Source organism: Daejeonella rubra (assembly GCF_900103545.1).
Lineage (GTDB): Bacteria > Bacteroidota > Bacteroidia > Sphingobacteriales > Sphingobacteriaceae > Daejeonella > Daejeonella rubra.
The window spans coordinates 1-16,040 of the sequence record NZ_FNHH01000002.1; the positions used below are offsets into that span (position 1 = coordinate 1).

11 protein-coding genes are annotated in these 16,040 nt (G+C 41.3%); 3 read left to right on the forward strand and 8 right to left on the reverse strand.

Going from position 1 to position 16,040, the window contains the following annotated elements:
* Positions 1–217 precede the first annotated feature (217 nt).
* On the forward strand, positions 218–1,438 hold the full coding sequence (locus tag BLR27_RS01485; protein ID WP_090698383.1) for a hypothetical protein: 1,221 nt from the start codon (positions 218–220) through the stop codon (positions 1,436–1,438).
* A 42-nt stretch (positions 1,439–1,480) separates the two neighbouring features.
* Here BLR27_RS01485 and BLR27_RS01490 read toward each other — a convergent pair whose 3' ends face one another.
* The 4 genes from BLR27_RS01490 to BLR27_RS01505 all read right to left on the reverse strand — a co-directional run bounded on the left by BLR27_RS01490 (position 1,481) and on the right by BLR27_RS01505 (position 6,607).
* Complete coding sequence (locus BLR27_RS01490; RefSeq protein ID WP_090698393.1) at positions 1,481–2,815, reverse strand: TldD/PmbA family protein; 1,335 nt, start codon at positions 2,813–2,815, stop codon at positions 1,481–1,483.
* A gap of 10 nt (positions 2,816–2,825) precedes the next feature.
* Entirely contained in the window at positions 2,826–4,460 is a 1,635-nt protein-coding gene (locus tag BLR27_RS01495; protein WP_090698400.1) for a TldD/PmbA family protein, read from the reverse strand.
* Between the two features lie 264 nt (positions 4,461–4,724).
* Positions 4,725–6,170, reverse strand: a complete 1,446-nt coding sequence (locus BLR27_RS01500; protein ID WP_090698413.1) for an RtcB family protein — start codon at positions 6,168–6,170, stop codon at positions 4,725–4,727.
* A gap of 20 nt (positions 6,171–6,190) precedes the next feature.
* Positions 6,191–6,607, reverse strand: a complete 417-nt coding sequence (locus BLR27_RS01505) for an archease (RefSeq protein WP_176767579.1) — start codon at positions 6,605–6,607, stop codon at positions 6,191–6,193.
* 91 nt (positions 6,608–6,698) lie between these two features.
* On the opposite strand from BLR27_RS01505, the gene BLR27_RS01510 reads away from it, so the two are divergent.
* Both BLR27_RS01510 and polX read left to right on the forward strand, forming a co-directional pair.
* Positions 6,699–7,664 (forward strand): CapA family protein, encoded by a 966-nt coding sequence (locus tag BLR27_RS01510; RefSeq protein WP_176767580.1) that lies wholly within the window; start codon positions 6,699–6,701, stop codon positions 7,662–7,664.
* A 28-nt stretch (positions 7,665–7,692) separates the two neighbouring features.
* A complete protein-coding gene (gene polX / locus BLR27_RS01515) occupies positions 7,693–9,462 on the forward strand; it encodes a DNA polymerase/3'-5' exonuclease PolX (protein WP_090698422.1) in 1,770 nt (589 codons plus the stop codon).
* Between the two features lie 92 nt (positions 9,463–9,554).
* Here polX and BLR27_RS01520 read toward each other — a convergent pair whose 3' ends face one another.
* The 4 genes from BLR27_RS01520 to BLR27_RS01535 all read right to left on the reverse strand — a co-directional run bounded on the left by BLR27_RS01520 (position 9,555) and on the right by BLR27_RS01535 (position 16,039).
* On the reverse strand, positions 9,555–11,189 hold the full coding sequence (locus BLR27_RS01520; protein WP_090698427.1) for a TldD/PmbA family protein: 1,635 nt from the start codon (positions 11,187–11,189) through the stop codon (positions 9,555–9,557).
* Between the two features lie 39 nt (positions 11,190–11,228).
* Entirely contained in the window at positions 11,229–12,545 is a 1,317-nt protein-coding gene (locus BLR27_RS01525; RefSeq protein ID WP_090698431.1) for a TldD/PmbA family protein, read from the reverse strand.
* A gap of 3 nt (positions 12,546–12,548) precedes the next feature.
* Positions 12,549–14,183 (reverse strand): TldD/PmbA family protein, encoded by a 1,635-nt coding sequence (locus BLR27_RS01530; protein WP_090698436.1) that lies wholly within the window; start codon positions 14,181–14,183, stop codon positions 12,549–12,551.
* A 71-nt stretch (positions 14,184–14,254) separates the two neighbouring features.
* Positions 14,255–16,039: a hypothetical protein gene (locus tag BLR27_RS01535; protein ID WP_090698438.1), complete on the reverse strand. Its 1,785-nt coding sequence runs from the start codon at positions 16,037–16,039 to the stop codon at positions 14,255–14,257.
* Position 16,040 lies beyond the last annotated feature (1 nt).

A 16,040-nucleotide genomic window follows, 5' to 3' on the forward strand; every position in this document is an offset into this window, starting at 1 on the left:
TTAATTCCCGGAGAACACCTTAATTTGCCTTTGCCCTTGTAACTATTGTAAAACACAAGTTCTATACTCTGTTTTACTTTTACAAGTCTAAAGGAGAACACCAACCAGGAGAATAAGCACACGCGACACGCCTGCGCCAGGGATGGTTTACTTTTACAAATCTAAGAGAGAACACCAACCAATTGGAATCATGCTATATTAGAGACTGGAATTGAATATGGCAACAGAAAAATTAAATGATAAATTAATCCTTGTGGAAGGATTAAAGATGCAGATTGATGGTATCAGGATGATATCAAATCTTTTAAAATCTGCTATTGTCAAAGCAGTGGTATCAAACGAAATTTCCGTTACTAAAACAGCAGTATGTGCCTCCAATGTACAAATCGCGGCAAACTCGATCGTTCGTCTTGCCAGTGATATGGGAAGTATCTCAAATATTATTTCTGCAGGAGATTCTGGGAGTGATCTGCATGAACTATGCAAAAAATCTATAGATCAAATAAATAAAACGGCTAAAAAGGCAGAAATAGCCTCGCAATTAGCGATGGAGGCATCCATATTTAGTTCTGAGGTGTCCTTAAATATTGTTGGATCTAGTATCGAGAAAATCTCTGGTTCTATTCAGAATCTGTTGAATGTTCATTTTTCTGCTCCCGATTCTTTTTTATCTGAACTGCTGGTACATCCAATCCGAATCAGGAAAGTGCCAGAGAAATTATTGGCAAAATCAGGTTTAAACCATGAATTGGAATTGAAACATAATCAGTCTCTTGTTGATTTGTGGCAGAGTGAATTAGCTGTTGTGACAGAAATCAAGAATGCCGCCACATTTAGGGTGGAAAGAACAAAAGAAAGAGCTGAACTTTTCAAGCAGGTAAAACAGGATATTTTTGCTCTGCAAATGAATGGAATGCTTGCACAATCTGAATTGATTGAGTGGAGTATTAAAATGAAGTCACTTTTTCATGAGATGAAAGCGATTAACAGAGACTTGAAAGTTGCTTTTGCATCTGTTAGAAACCTTTCTGAACTGGTGGTTCGAAAAAAAGCAATAAATCCTTTGATTTCAGATGAATTAATAAGCATAATCGTGCAGGCTATTCAAGATTCTGATAAGGCTGCTGCATTGTTTTCTATCGCGCTTAAATCAACATTTGCTGCCAGTCCTGATAAGCTTTTAAAGGAGTCATCAATTTTATTTGGGTGCCTTTTTTATCTCGCTGAAACAGAAAAAAATAGCAATTGGTCAAATCTTCAGGATTTTATTGCAAATACTTCAAAGAAGTCAGAAAGTCATTTAATCGCGGTTAATAAGGCCGGGGATTTAATTGTGGAACAACTTAAAGTTGCCAATGAGGACTTATCAAAGGCTGTAATGCTTTCAACTATTGAAGAGAGTGCTTCGCGGGCAATTCAAGCCGCTAAGGGGATTTAAATATCCCTGTGCCCGGAATATCATCAGGCACAGGGATATAATTTATACTGCGTCAGACAATGAAGAGAACGTGAAATCTCTGATCTTCATTGGTGGTATCAGTGCATTGATTCCCGATTCACCACTCACTGTTCTTTCCGGTTTGCCCAGGGCTTCCAGATTATTCAGCATGATGATCGGACTTTCATTGAACCTGAAATTTTTCACAGGGAATTTGATCTCGCCATTTTCGATATAAAAAGTACCATCACGGGTTAATCCGGTTAGTAAGACAGTTTGTGGGTCCACACTTCGGATATACCATAGACGGGTTACCAAAATGCCCTTTTCAGTACTTTTGATAAGATCTTCCAACGATTGATCGGTACCGGCCATGATCACTGCATCGGGAGTTGGAACGGCTTTTACACCTTTCTTTTCTGCCCAATAGCGTGAGTAGAACAGGTTTTTCATTACTCCGTTTTCAATCCAGTTGACTTTTTCCTGAGCTCTGCCGTCACCACTCCAGGTGCTTGTTGGGAGTTCAGCATTGAATGGATCTGAATAGATATTTACACGCTCATCAACAAGTTTTTCACCAAGTTTAGTTAATCCGCCGGGTTTACTCATAAAGCTTCTTCCTTCATCCGCCTGACGGCCATCCATCCCGAAAAATAAATTTTCAAGAAGCACCAGACCTGCAGCAGGTTCAAGGATCACCGTGTATTTTCCCGGCTCGATAGCTCTGGCTGTTGCAGAACGGGCCGCTTTAAAAGCAGCTGATTCCGATGCAGCCTTTACATCTAATTTTTTGAAATCGTTATACGATTTGGTCGCATAACCCGAACCTTTTCCATCCTCTGTACGCAGGGTCACATTGAAGCTGACACCGGTAGATGTATTGTATGCAAATAGTCCTTTAGAATTCATCATTGCCGAGTAGGAGGTGTTATTCTCCAGAAAACCGGCTGCAGTCAGATTATTGTCTTTGGAGATCTTTAGGCTTGCCGCAACGGCATCGGCACGGTCTTTCGGACTCATATCTGCAGTCGCCTGAACAAAAGTGGCAGATTCAGGATAGGTCTGCGGTCCCATAAATGAAACAAATTCCGGATTTTCCGGTGCCAGCATTGCGAGCTCTTCTGCGCGCTGAACTACTTTACGAAGAGATTCATCATCATATTCATTGATGGTTGCAACTCCCATTTTTTTGCCGAAGGCAGATGATACCACCAGACTATTGGAGCTTACTCCACCACTGGTTGAAACCGAATTTCGGGCATATCTTATATTTCCTGCATCAGAACCACTGAGATTTACCTCACATTCATCTGCTTTGGAATAACTCAGTACTTTCTTTAAAAGTGCCTGAGCCTGTTCTTTACTTAGTATTGACATGGTCTTATCCTCAGATTTTTCTAGCTGTATTGATTACATTAACTCCATTAAAACGGGTAGTAGCACATCCGTGTGAAACTGCACTGGATTGTGCCGGCTGACCTTTGCCATCAAAGAATGATCCACCCAAACGATAATCGCTTTCATCACACATATCGCTGCATGCATTCCAGAATTCCTGTGTATTTGCTTGATAGGCAACATCTTTCAGCATTCCTGCAATTTTTCCTTCTTTGATCTCATAATATAGCTGACCACCGAATTGGAAATTATAACGCTGCTGGTCGATCGAGAATGATCCGTCACCAATGATATAAATTCCCTTTTCAACATTTTTGATCAGGTCATCAATGCTTTTCTTTTGCTTTCCCGGTAACAGGGATACATTTGGCATCCGCTGAAACTGAACACTGCTCCAGTTATCTGCATAGCAACAACCCTGTGATTCATTCAGCCCAACAATATGTGCCTGATCGCGGATAGCCTGGTAATTGACCAGAACACCATCCTTAATAATATCCCATTTCTTTGTTCCAACACCTTCATCATCATAACCTACGGCACCAAGAGATCCTGGTTGTGTTTTATCACCTACGATATTCACCAGTTCACTTCCGTATTTAAAGTTTTTAGACTGCCATTTATCCAGGGTCAGGAAGCTTGTTCCGGCAAAATTAGCTTCATAGCCTAATACCCTGTCCAATTCAGTTGGGTGACCGCTTGACTCATGAATGGTTAACCAAAGGTGTGAAGGATCTAATACAAGGTCGTATTTTCCGGCTTCAACAGATTTGGCAGTTATTTTTTGGCCGACCTGGGTAGCTGCAGCTTTCGCATCTTCCAGCATATCATATCTTCCTTTATAGAGGGTAGTAACTCCCTGAATCTTATCCTGCGGGCGGGCTTCCAGGTATTCATATCCCATGCCCATTGGTGCGCTGAGGGAATTCCGGGTTTCGAATTTTCCGGTCTTGGCATCGATCTTAGTTAAGAAGAACGTTGGCCAGATGCGGTGAATGTCCTGGTCGATATAGGAACCGTCTGTAGAGGCAAAGTATTTTTGTTCATTGACAAGAAACAGTATCGAGTTGGCATAGTTTGCACCGCCTTTCAGCGCAGCATCATTCACCGAAAGAAGAAGATCAACTTTTTCTTTCATCGGTACTTCAAATGCATTTTTCTCGATCGGTGCTTTCCAGCTTACTTCTCCATATCCTTTTTGAGGCGCCAGCTGAACGGGTTCTGTAAGCAGACGTGAATTTTCTTTGGCTATAGCTACAGCCAGTTCAGCTGCTTTTGCAATACTGTCATTGTCCATCTTGTCGGTAGCAGCAAAGCCCCAGCTTCCGTTAGCGATCACGCGGATCCCCATACCATAGGATTCGGTATTGACTATGTTCTGCACCTTGTCTTCACGGGTAACCACGAACTGATTCAGGTAACGCCCAATGCGTACATCTGTGTAAGTTGCTCCTCTGGAACGTGCAGCATTCAAAGCTACATCCGACATCCGTTTTTTAAGAGCCGGATCGATCCTGTCGAGAGCAGCATCCAGCGGAACTGAATTACCCCAGACAGGAATGGACGGAAGCATGGCTGCAGCAGCACCCAGTCCCGTTAGGTGAACAAAATCTCTTCTTTTCATTTATTTTTTGGTTAGTTTTTTCCTTGGTTAATGTGGTCAGCAAAAATTTCACTTAGATACTTTTACGGTTTTTGACAGGCCTTTGAGCTGAAACAAATTAAATATATAAATAATTTATTTTTCAATTAAGAGAAACCTCCTTTTAAATTTCATGCTATTCTTAAGACGCAGGCGGAACCAGAATGTTACGATCTCTGATTTAGAAATAAGTGAATAAAGAGCATGAAAAGAGTATCAAATAGGGGTCGGAAGCATTATCTTCTTTTAGCCTTTGATAACAGCCAAAGGCCTTAGTTTCGCTACTTTCTTTGCTATCCCGGCTTGTTGAACTGTCTCAACTACCAGATCAACATCTTTATAAGCAATGGGTGCCTCTTCGGCTAAGCCGCGAAAAGATCCCGACTGTATGTGTATGCCCTGATCCTGTAATTTCTTCTTTAATTGTACAGCTTCCACTTGTTTCTTTGCCGCAGTTCTGGATAATCTCCTGCCGGCACCATGACAGCATGAGCCGAAGGTCAGATCCTCGCTGCCCCTTGTACCAGCCAGAACATATGAATTGGTACCCATGCTTCCTGGAATTAAAACCGGCTGGCCCGTTTGAAGGAAATGGGCAGGTATTTCCTTGTTCCCTGGTCCGAAGGCCCGGGTTGCTCCTTTCCTGTGAACGATCACTTTTTGAATTTTAGAATCTATATGATGTTCTTCAATTTTTGCAATATTATGTGCTACATCATATAAAAGATCAAGTTTCCCGCCGTTTTCTCCAAATACCTTATTCCATGCTTTTCTAATTTCCCAGGTAATAACCTCCCGGTTACACCAGGCAAAATTCGCTGCTGCACACATGGCTTTATAATACTCCTGACCCTCTTTTGAGTCGAATGGGACACAGGCCAGTTCCCTGTCGGGACTCTTCAACCCATAGCGGCTCATGGCAGTCTGCATGATCCGGATATAGTCGGTAGCAACCTGATGACCTAGTCCGCGTGAACCGGTATGGATCAAAATGACTATCTGTCCTTTCTGTAATTGAAATACCCGGGCTGTTTCTTCGTCATAAATTTCTTCAACCCTGTCGACTTCCACGAAATGATTTCCAGCTCCAATTGTTCCCAGTTGTGCGAAGCCTCTCTGGAATGCATGCTCAGACACATATTGCGGATCTGCAAAGTCGAGAACTCCGCCAGATTCAATATTCTGAAGGTCTTTCCTATCGCCGTAGCCATTTTCTACCGCCCATAAAGCCCCTTTCTTTAAAACCTGGGTAAGTTGTTCCCTGTCTAAAGTTAGCTGGCCACCTTTTCCAATGCCGGAAGGCACTTCTTTGTAGAGTTCAACTGACAGCTCTTCAAGCTGAGCGCTGATTTGTTTTTCATGTAATTGACTTCGTAAAAGCCTGACTCCGCAATTGATATCATAACCTATCCCACCAGGAGAAATTACACCGTCAGGCCATCTCATAGCAGCAATACCTCCGATCGGGAACCCATATCCCTGATGTACGTCCGGCATCACCATAGCAGCTTTCATAATTCCGGGTAGCATGCTAACATGGATCAGTTGTTCTATGGAATTATCATTAAGAATTGCATCGATCATTTCCTCCAGAGCATAGATTTGGGCAGGAACTAACATTCCGGGCCTTGTTCCCATTGGTATTTCCCATAAATAAGGCATTAGCTTCTTTAAATCTGTTCTGCTGATCATATTTTTTGAGTAAAGAGGACTTAAATATCAAATACGATGCTGGTTTGCCATTTCCCATCAGGCCTTTTTTCAACTTTGGCCATATGATAGGTTACAGCTTTCACATCATCATCGAAAGATTCTACAGGAATTCCATAAATGCAGGCTTTTATGTAAGAGGTTTTTAAATCGAGGATCTTTAAACCAGAGTATATCCTCCTTTTTTCATGGCTTTCGGTCAATATGTCTGAAAGGAAATCGATTAGTAGGCAGGTTTGATCTGGAGCACCGACTTCAATTTCAAATTTTTCGTTTTTTGTGATATTAACTTCCGGGATATCAGCTTTAAGAATGCGATTCATCCCATCCAAAGCACCTTCAAAGAGCTCTTCCATGGTGTCAGCTTTAACCAGAATCTGTACATCTGCTGTATGCGATTCATGTGTGATCGTTTTCATTTGAGGATAACTCTTTTGTATATGGAACAATCCTTCGGAATTTCTGTTTTTATACAGGACCTCAAATACTATTAATATGCCAAATAGTTGTATGATAAGACTCATGGGGGATGTAATGATTGGAAGATCGGTGAACCGGAATATCATTGAGTATGGCTATGATCATCCATGGGGAAATGTTTTGTCTTACCTGAAAAATCCGGGAATTAACATCATTAACCTGGAAGCAGCCCTGACAAGCAGTGAAAAAAAGGTAGCTAAAGTTTATAATTTCAAGGCGGAACCGGATCACGTTAAAACCCTGAGCAGTGCTCGTATTCATGTGGCAAATATTGCGAATAACCACATTCTTGATTATTCAGAAGAAGGTTTATTGGAAACGATCAGGGTGCTGGACCGTTTCGGAATACTACATGCCGGAGCAGGAAAAAATATTAAAGAAGCAAGAAAGCCTGCTATTTTAGAGTGCAATGGTGTAAAGATTGGACTATTAGGCTGTACTGATAATGAACCCGGGTGGAAATCGAACCGGCATCCCGGGATTAATTATGTTGAAGTCGGGGATCTGTCTGACCTGAAAAAAGATATCAATTCTCTTCGTCCTAAGGTGGATATTCTAATCCTCTCTGCCCATTTCGGACCCAATATGGTGGAAAGGCCTGGTAAGGATATCATTGAATTCAATCATCAGTTAATTGATCTCGGTGTAGACATTATTCACGGTCATAGTGCGCATATATTTCAGGGAATAGAGCTTTATCACAGGAAACTGATCTTATATGATACCGGCGATTTTATCGATGATTATTATGTTGATCCTGAATTGAGGAATAATCGGTCTTTCCTTTTCGAAATTACAATTACTGATAAAAGGGTAGTCGGATTGAAGATTTTACCTGTTCTGATAGAGAATATGCAGGTGAACTTTGCGGATAAAGAAATTTCAAAATGGTCGATTGCGCGGATGCAGTATTTGTCTGAACGTTTCGGGACAAAAATCAGCGATAGCGGTGATTTGAAGGTTTCTGAATTTCATCCTGGTTTGGGATCTGAATAAATATTAATTACACATAAATTCTTATTCTATGCACACGATAAACAAAGAGCTTGCCCGAATCTTTGAAGATATGGGCTCTATCTATGAGTTTTTAGGGGAGGAAAACCGCTTCCGGTCAATAGCTTATCATAATGCTGCTGCAGTGCTGAATGATTTGAATAAGGATATTCAAAGTTTTATTCATGATGGAGAGTTTGAAAAAGTACATGGGATTGGTGAAAGTATCGAAGAAAAAATACTGGAGTATTTAAAAACCAGGACGATGAAAAAGTACGAAGAGCTAAAAAAGGCTGTTCCATATGATTTTATCGATCTGATGAAGGTTCAGGGCCTGGGTCCCGAAACCTTAAAGTATTTACATGATGAATTGAATGTAAGTTCCAAAAAGGATTTGATAAAAGTCCTTGAAGATGGAAGTGTTATGAAATTGAAAGGATTTAAAGAAAAGAAGGTCAAAAATATTCTGGAAGCATTGAACCTTCAGAAGAGCTACGAACAAAGAGTCACGCTTTGGGCTGCTCTTGATCTGGCGGAAACGATCATTGGAAGGTTAAAAAAAATACCGGAGATCCTCAGAGTGGATACTGCGGGGAGTGTGCGGAGAGGAAGGGAAACAATTGGCGACATCGATATTTTGATAGCTGCAAAAGTGCAGGATAGAAAAATGATCATATCTCAATTCACAAAAATGGAGGATGTCAGTAAAGTTCTGGCTGAAGGTGAGACCAAGGCCAGCATTTATCTGGAACATTTTAACAGACAGGTTGACCTGAGAATTGTTGCCGAAGACGAATGGGGAGCGGCATTACAATATTTTACCGGATCAAAAGCTCACAATATTCATCTCAGGAAAATAGCCATTGATAAAGGTTTGAAGATCAACGAGTATGGCCTTTTTATGGTTGGATCAGACAAGAAAATAGCAGGAGAAACTGAAGAGGGAATCTATGAAAAATTAGGACTGACATGGATGCCACCTGAAATGCGGGAAGACAGTGGAGAGATAGAACTTTCAGCATCCGGGAAGATTCCTGAGCTGATCAGCCTGAAGGATATCAAGGGTGATATGCATACTCATTCCAAATGGTCTGACGGTACTTTTTCTCTTGATGAGATCGCTGAATATGCAGCAAAAAACTTAGGATATGAATATCTGGTGATCACGGATCATTCAAAAACAGAAATTATTGCCGGCGGATTGGATGAATCTGAGTTTGAAAAGCAAATTCAGGAGATCCGGGAAATTAATAAAAAACAGAAGAATGATCTTCTTAAAACAGGTGCAGAAGTAGATATTCTGGCCGATGGGACATTGGATCTTTCAGATGAATTACTTCAAAAACTGGATTGGGTGGTAGCAGCTATACATACACAGTTTAACAGGGATAATACAGAACGCATCATCCGGGCTTGTGAGAGCCCTTTTGTCCATGCCATTGCTCATCCAAGCGGAAGGTTACTGGGGATCAGGGAACCATATGATGTAGATATGGAAAGGGTAATTAAAGCAGCTGCATCAACAGGCACCGCACTGGAAATAAATGCCCATGCATTGCGAATGGATCTGGATAGTAAGTGGGCCAGAATTGCCCGTGATAAAGGAGTAAAATTGGTTATTGGTACGGATGCTCATAATAACGATAACTATGGCTATATGAAATTGGGCGTGTTAACTGCCCGCCGGGCATGGTGTAAAGCCGAAGATATTCTCAACACCAGATCATGGGCAGGAATAGTCGATTTTAAAAATGCAAAATTGAAAAGGCGTAAAAAAGTAAGAGAGTTGATAAAAGTTTAATGATAGTAGGAATTAGTTTAGAGTCTGATTTTAATCAAAAAAATACCGGCAAAGTATGTAAGCTTTGCCGGTATCAAATGATTCTGTCTGAATTATATCTTCCTTCCAGTATTAATGACATTCACACCTTTAAACAGGGTAGTAGCACATCCGTGCGAAACCGCACTTACCTGACTAGGCTGACCTTTTCCATCGAAAAAGGATCCGCCCAGGCGATAATCTTTTTCATCGCAAATGGCTGAACATGAGTTCCAGAATTCCTGGGTGTTCGACTGATACGCCACATCTTTCAATAAGCCGCCGATCTTTCCATCCTTCACTTCAAAACAAAGTTGTCCGCTGAACTGGAAATTATAACGCTGCTGATCGATAGAGTAGGAGTTACGACCGAAAATGTAAATTCCTTTCTCCACATTTTTAACCATATCATTTGCACTGAGTGGGGTTTTTCCGGCTTTCAGTGAAACATTTGGCATTCGCTGAAATTGTACCTTATCCCAGCTGTCTGCATAGCAGCAGCCCTGAGATTCAGGAAGTCCCAGGATATGTGCCTGGTCGCGAATGGTCTGGTAATTGACCAGAATTCCATCTTTAATGATATCCCAGTTCTTGCATTTAACGCCCTCATCATCATAACCAACTGCTGCAAGAGATCCTTTTTCTGTTTTGTCGGCTTCAAAGTTGACGATCTTACTGCCAAAGTTGAATTTCTTGCTTTCCCATTTATCCAGAGTAAGGAAACTTGTTCCGGCATAATTTGCTTCGTATCCCAAAACACGGTCAAGCTCAGAAGGGTGTCCCACAGATTCATGAATAGTAAGGAAAAGATTAGTCGGGTCAATGATCAGATCATATTTTCCTGGCTCTACCGGTTTTGCTTTTAATTTCTCCTCAACATGCCGGGTTGCAGTGGTAGCATCCTCCAGCATATTATACCGGTTTTTGTAAATGGTGAATACTCCGTCGATCTCTTCTTCCTTCTTCGGATTCAGGTATTCATACCCCATTCCCATAGGTGAACTAAGAGAGTTACGGGTTTCAAATTTTCCTGATTTCGCATCGATCTTGGTCACAGTGAATGTTGGCCATAGCCTGTGAATATCCTGATCAATATATGATCCTTCGGTTGAAGCAAAGTACTTCTGCTCATTTACCAGAAACAGGGATGAATTGACAAAGTTGGCACCACCTTTTAAGGCGGCATCATTCACAGCAAGAAGCAGTTCTGTCTTTTCCTTGATCGGAATCTCGAAAGAGTTCTTTTCAAAAGGAGTTTTCCAGTTGACTTCACCATATCCCTTTTGAGGAGCCAGTCTGACTGGTTCGGCTAACAGTTTAGAGTTTACTTTTGCGATCTGTACTGCAGAGGCAGCCGCTTTTGCAATATTATCCTCGGTTAGATTATCGATTGCTGCAAAGCCCCAGCTTCCATTAGCAATAACCCGGATTCCCATTCCATAAGATTCCGTGTTGCTGATGTTCTCAACCCTGTTTTCACGGGTGGTGAGAAACTGGTTCAGATACCTGCCAATGCGAACATCAGCATAGGTAGCTCCTTTGGATCGGGCAGCATTTAATGCGATATCTGCCAGTTTTTTCTTCAGACTTACATCAATTGGCATCAAAGCATCTTCAATAGCAATATCACGGCCTATGACCGGGATAGACTGCAGCATGGAAGCCCCAACACCTATTCCTGAAACATATAAAAAATCTCTTCTTCTCATAACGATAATTAATTAATTCTGAGTTAAATATAAAATGAATTATACTGCGTCAGAAAGTGATGAGAAGGTGAAATCTCTGATCTTCATTGGTGGTACGATCATATTTCCGCTACGTTGTGGTTTACCTAATGCTTCCACATTGTTCAGCATGATAATCGGACTTTCGTTGAACCTGAAGTTTTTCACGGGGAACATGATCTTTCCGTTTTCAATATAGAAAGTACCGTCGCGTGTCAGTCCGGTTAGTAATAAAGTTTGCGGATCAACACTTCTGATGTACCAGAAACGTGTTACCAAAATGCCTTTTTCTGTACTTTTGATCAGATCTTCAAGAGAAGCCGTTCCGCCTTCCATGATCACTCTGTTAGCTCCAGGGACAGGTTTTACATTTTTTTGCTGTGCCCAGTAACGGGAATAGCTCAGGTTTTTGACCACGCCTTTTTCCACCCAGGTTACTTTTTCCTGTGGAAGACCATCGCCATTCCATGTTGCTGAAGGAAGATCAACATTAAAAGGGTCTGAATAAATGGTTACCTGTTCATTGAACAATTGTTCACCTAAGCGGGTTCCACCTCCTTTTTTACTCATGAAACTTCTGCCTTCTTCTGCACTTCTTGCATCAAAGCCCCTGACCATATTAGACAGCATATCACTTGCTGCAAGTGGTTCCAGAATTACGGTGTATTTACCTGGTTCAATAGCTCTGGCTCCTGCAGAACCATTTGCCTTTCCTGAGGCAACTTTAGTAAGTGCCAGGGTATCCAGTTTGCGGATGTCATTAAAGGTCTCACTTACATAACCAGAACCAGTACCGGCCTGATTACGTGTTGTTACTGAGAATGAAACATCAGTATCTGTATTATAAGCAAACAGTCCTTTTGAATTCATGATCGCTCTGAAACTGGTAGAATTTTCAAGAAATCCTGCAGCTTCCAGGTTAGCGCCTTTGGCAACTTCCAGACTCTTTCTAACGGCTTCAGCTCTGATGTCGGGATTGACAGCAGCAGTTGCAGCATTATAGGTGATGGATTCTGCAAATGTTTTTGGTCCTTCCAGGGAAACGTATTCCGGGTTAGGAGGTGCCAGTTGTGCCAGTTCTTCAGATCTTCTCACAACTTTTTCAAGTGATGCATCATCAAATTCATTGATCGTTGCAGAACCTGTTTTTTTACCGAATGTGGAGCTGATCGCCAGTCCCATCGTGCTGATATCTCCTGCAGTAGAAACCGCATTTCTTGCATAACGGATATTACCTCCCTCGGTACCGTTCAGACTTACTTCGCATTCATCTGCTTTAGAAAAACTCAATGCCTTCTTTAGAATTGCCTGAGCTTCTGCTTTACTTATTATGCCCATATCTTATATTTTTCTTGCTGTATTAATAACATTAACTCCATTAAATCGTGTTGTTGAACTTCCGTGAGATACGGCATTCGACTGGCTTGGCTGACCCTTGCCATCATTGAAGGCACCACCAAGACGGTAGTCACTTTCATCGCAAACAGCTCCCACTGCATTCCAGAATTCCTGGGTATTCGATTGGTAGGCCACATCTTTAAGCATCCCAACGATCTTACCTTCTTTGATCTCGTAGAACATTTGTCCGCCGAACTGGAAATTATAACGCTGCTGGTCAATAGAGAATGAACCATCACCAATAATATAAATGCCTTTTTCAACATTTTTGATCATGTCATCCACGCTTAACTTTTCCTTACCCGGTTGAAGAGATACATTCGGCATGCGCTGGAACTGAACATCTGCCCAGCTTTGAGCATATGAACATCCCTGAGATTCCTTTAATCCGATCATATGTGCCTGATCACGGGTTGCCTGGAAGTTTACCAGGATTCCATCTTTTACGATATCCCATTTCTTACATGCTACACCTTCATCATCATATCCCACTGCTCCCAATGAGGTTTTTTCGGTCTTGTCAGCAACAACATTGACCAGCTTATTACCAAAATTGAATTTTTTGGAGTTCAGCCTGTCAAGACTTAAGAAGCTGGTTCCTGCATAGTTTGCTTCATAACCCAGTACGCGATCCAGCTCTGTCGGATGCCCAACAGACTCATGAATAGTTAACCAAAGGTGTGAAGGGTCAAGCACCATATCATATTTGCCGGGCTCAACCGATTTTGCTTTCATTTTCTGGTCTACATTAACTGTAGCAGATTTTATATCTTCCAGAATATCGTAGCGATCTTTGTATCGGGTAACAATACCTTTAACCTTACTGCTTTCTTTTGGCTCCAGATATTCGTATCCCATTCCCATTGGTGTACTCAGCGACTTGATCGTATCAAACTTTCCGCTGCTGCGGTCAATTTTTGTGACTGTGAAATTCGGGAAGATCCGGTGTACATCCTGGTCGATATAAGATCCGTCAGTTGATGCAAAATACTTCTGCTCATTCACAGCGAATATCACTGAATTGACAAAGCTAGCACCGCCTTGCATGGCCAAAGCATTGGTAGCCAAAAGAAGGTCAACCTTTTCTTTTACTGGAACTTCAAATGCATTTTTTTCTATCGGCGATTTCCAGCTTACTTCACCATAACCCTTTTGTGGTGCCAGCTGAACAGGTGCACCCTGAATCTTTGAATTTGCTTTGGCAACGGCAACAGCCTTTTCGGCAGCCTTAGCAATATCTTCTTTGGTAACGTTGTTGGTTGAGGCAAAACCCCAGCATCCGTTAGCAATTACGCGTACACCAACCCCATAAGATTCGGTATTTGCAACCCCCTGTACCCGGTTTTCGCGCGTAGCAACAAACTGGTTCAGGTAGCGCCCGATCCGAATATCCGCATAGCTGGCTCCTTTTGCCCTGGCGGCATTCAAAGCCACATCGGCCAATTCCTTTTTAATTTTCACGTCAACCACATTCAATGCTTCCATTGGATCGATTGGATTACCAAAAAGTGCCAGGTTTGGTAGCATTAATGCACCCGCACCTAATCCACTCAGGTAGAGAAATTCACTTCTTTTCAATATGTTATCCTCCTTTAAATTGGTTATTTGAAATGACTGATACTGCTATCAGCTTGTTTCTAAAATTGAAGTTATGATAATTTTACTTCAAGCCATAAATATGTGCAACAAAGTAAAAATAAAATGTAAAACCAAATTGGGGGAATAGTGTCTTCATACACCTGGATGGCCCCATTTTTTGTTGTGATATTTTCCTCAGACCGTTCGATAGAGATCTGTGTGTTTTTTAGTTTTTCTGATGCCTTAACTCCCTTCCATGATTTTTCATCAAATACATAGAACCAATCGATATCAGTATTTTCAGATTGTAATGATTGCCATCCGGACTGTGCTGGCCAGAATGATCCTGTCTGCTGAAATCTCAGTACAGGATGCTGCTTAAACGCTATCCCTTCCTCATTTATTTGAATGCCTGGAATAGTACCGTTCTCACTTTGAAATTCAATACCCGAGTTCTTGTTAATCACAGGAAGGGAATTAATTGCAAAGCTTTTGGAATTTTCTTTCTTTCTGGCTGCTTTTTCAAGAATGTATGACCAAAAGGAGGAATAATCTTCTACATTGTTGCCAAGTACCCAAGTGTAGGAATCATTGATGACAGTAAGAATGATTCTTCCCTTACCTGATAGCTTACTATTTGTTAAAATATCTCCGCTTTCATTTTTTACCAGACTTTGTGTTCCGGACTGTGCTATGATCTCGATAGAATTACTTCCCTGAAGTACTGTTTTTATTGCAGAATGATCTTCCCAGATCAATTTAATTGTTTTTGGGATCAGCTTTTTATTTTCACGTATGCTGAACGCTTTCCTGTAAAATCCATTTCCGGGTTCTGAAGCATCAGCCTTGATGATCAAGCCCATGCCATTGTTAATCTGGTTTTGAACTGCCTGATTTTCTGTGCTGCTCAAACGCGACAATTCACTCATATCGCCAATTAGGATATCAAAATTATTAAGCAGTGTCGTGTTGATACGATTGAGATCATTTTTCCTGCTGTTCAGAAATTCTGTGCTGTATTTTGCAGTGCTGATGGTAGTTCTTACTGATACACTGTATCCCTGTTCCGAAAGCCAGTTTTTTAGAAATTTATTCTCAAAATCAGGAGATGATGCCAGGATCAATACCCTCAGCGATTCCCGTTCTTTCACCAGCACCGGTAATTCTTCCCTTGAAATGGTGTCCTTGTCGGCAATTGCTATCAGTGAGTAAATAGCTTTGTCGAGATGTTTGGGAATGCATTTTAACTCAAAATCAATCCATGTTTCTTTCCCGATTATCACCGAGTCCAAATTCGTTCCCAAACCTTGAAGAATAAGTTTGACCCCGGTTTCTGTGGTATTATTATATCTTCCCTGCACGAGCAATTGTTCGCCGGATCGGATCTTTCCCCGCCAGCTAATTGAGCTGATCCCATCTGCTAAGGCCGATGGATGAAAAATCAGATTTTTAGTTTTCAGGCTTTTTAATTCATCCGGTTCCAAACCATAGCCAAGAATATGAATGGTTTGAAAATCAGGGTTTGAACTTAAAAAATAAGCGATATCAGGAATGTAGTTTACTTTTTTATCCTTTTCGGTGATCTCTTTGTCTGTGCTGAAAAGAGAAACATCTTTCCATGCAGCCAAACTATCTTTGCTATATCCCTCAGTTAATAAAACAGCAGTATTACCATTGCCCGTACTAACTTTTCTGTCATAAGAAATGGGCAATGCAATGAAGAACAAGGAAAGAATGGCAAGAATTGAGGCGGCAATTCTGAAGATCAAATTAGACTTGTTCTTCCTCCCGATTTCTTTAAAAACGATAAATCCGAGCAGCAGGGCAAGAGTGATTATAATATAGATCTTATCCATC

Coding starts and splice junctions, on each gene's coding strand:
- BLR27_RS01505 (WP_176767579.1), bottom strand. CDS start 6,607: ATGAAAACGATCACACATGAATCGCATACAGCAGATGTACAGATTCTG.
- BLR27_RS01490 (WP_090698393.1), bottom strand. CDS start 2,815: ATGTCAATACTAAGTAAAGAACAGGCTCAGGCACTTTTAAAGAAAGTA.
- BLR27_RS01500 (WP_090698413.1), bottom strand. CDS start 6,170: ATGATCAGCAGAACAGATTTAAAGAAGCTAATGCCTTATTTATGGGAA.
- BLR27_RS01525 (WP_090698431.1), bottom strand. CDS start 12,545: ATGGGCATAATAAGTAAAGCAGAAGCTCAGGCAATTCTAAAGAAGGCA.
- polX (WP_090698422.1), top strand. CDS start 7,693: ATGCACACGATAAACAAAGAGCTTGCCCGAATCTTTGAAGATATGGGC.
- BLR27_RS01510 (WP_176767580.1), top strand. CDS start 6,699: ATGATAAGACTCATGGGGGATGTAATGATTGGAAGATCGGTGAACCGG.
- BLR27_RS01485 (WP_090698383.1), top strand. CDS start 218: ATGGCAACAGAAAAATTAAATGATAAATTAATCCTTGTGGAAGGATTA.
- BLR27_RS01535 (WP_090698438.1), bottom strand. CDS start 16,039: ATGGATAAGATCTATATTATAATCACTCTTGCCCTGCTGCTCGGATTT.
- BLR27_RS01495 (WP_090698400.1), bottom strand. CDS start 4,460: ATGAAAAGAAGAGATTTTGTTCACCTAACGGGACTGGGTGCTGCTGCA.
- BLR27_RS01520 (WP_090698427.1), bottom strand. CDS start 11,189: ATGAGAAGAAGAGATTTTTTATATGTTTCAGGAATAGGTGTTGGGGCT.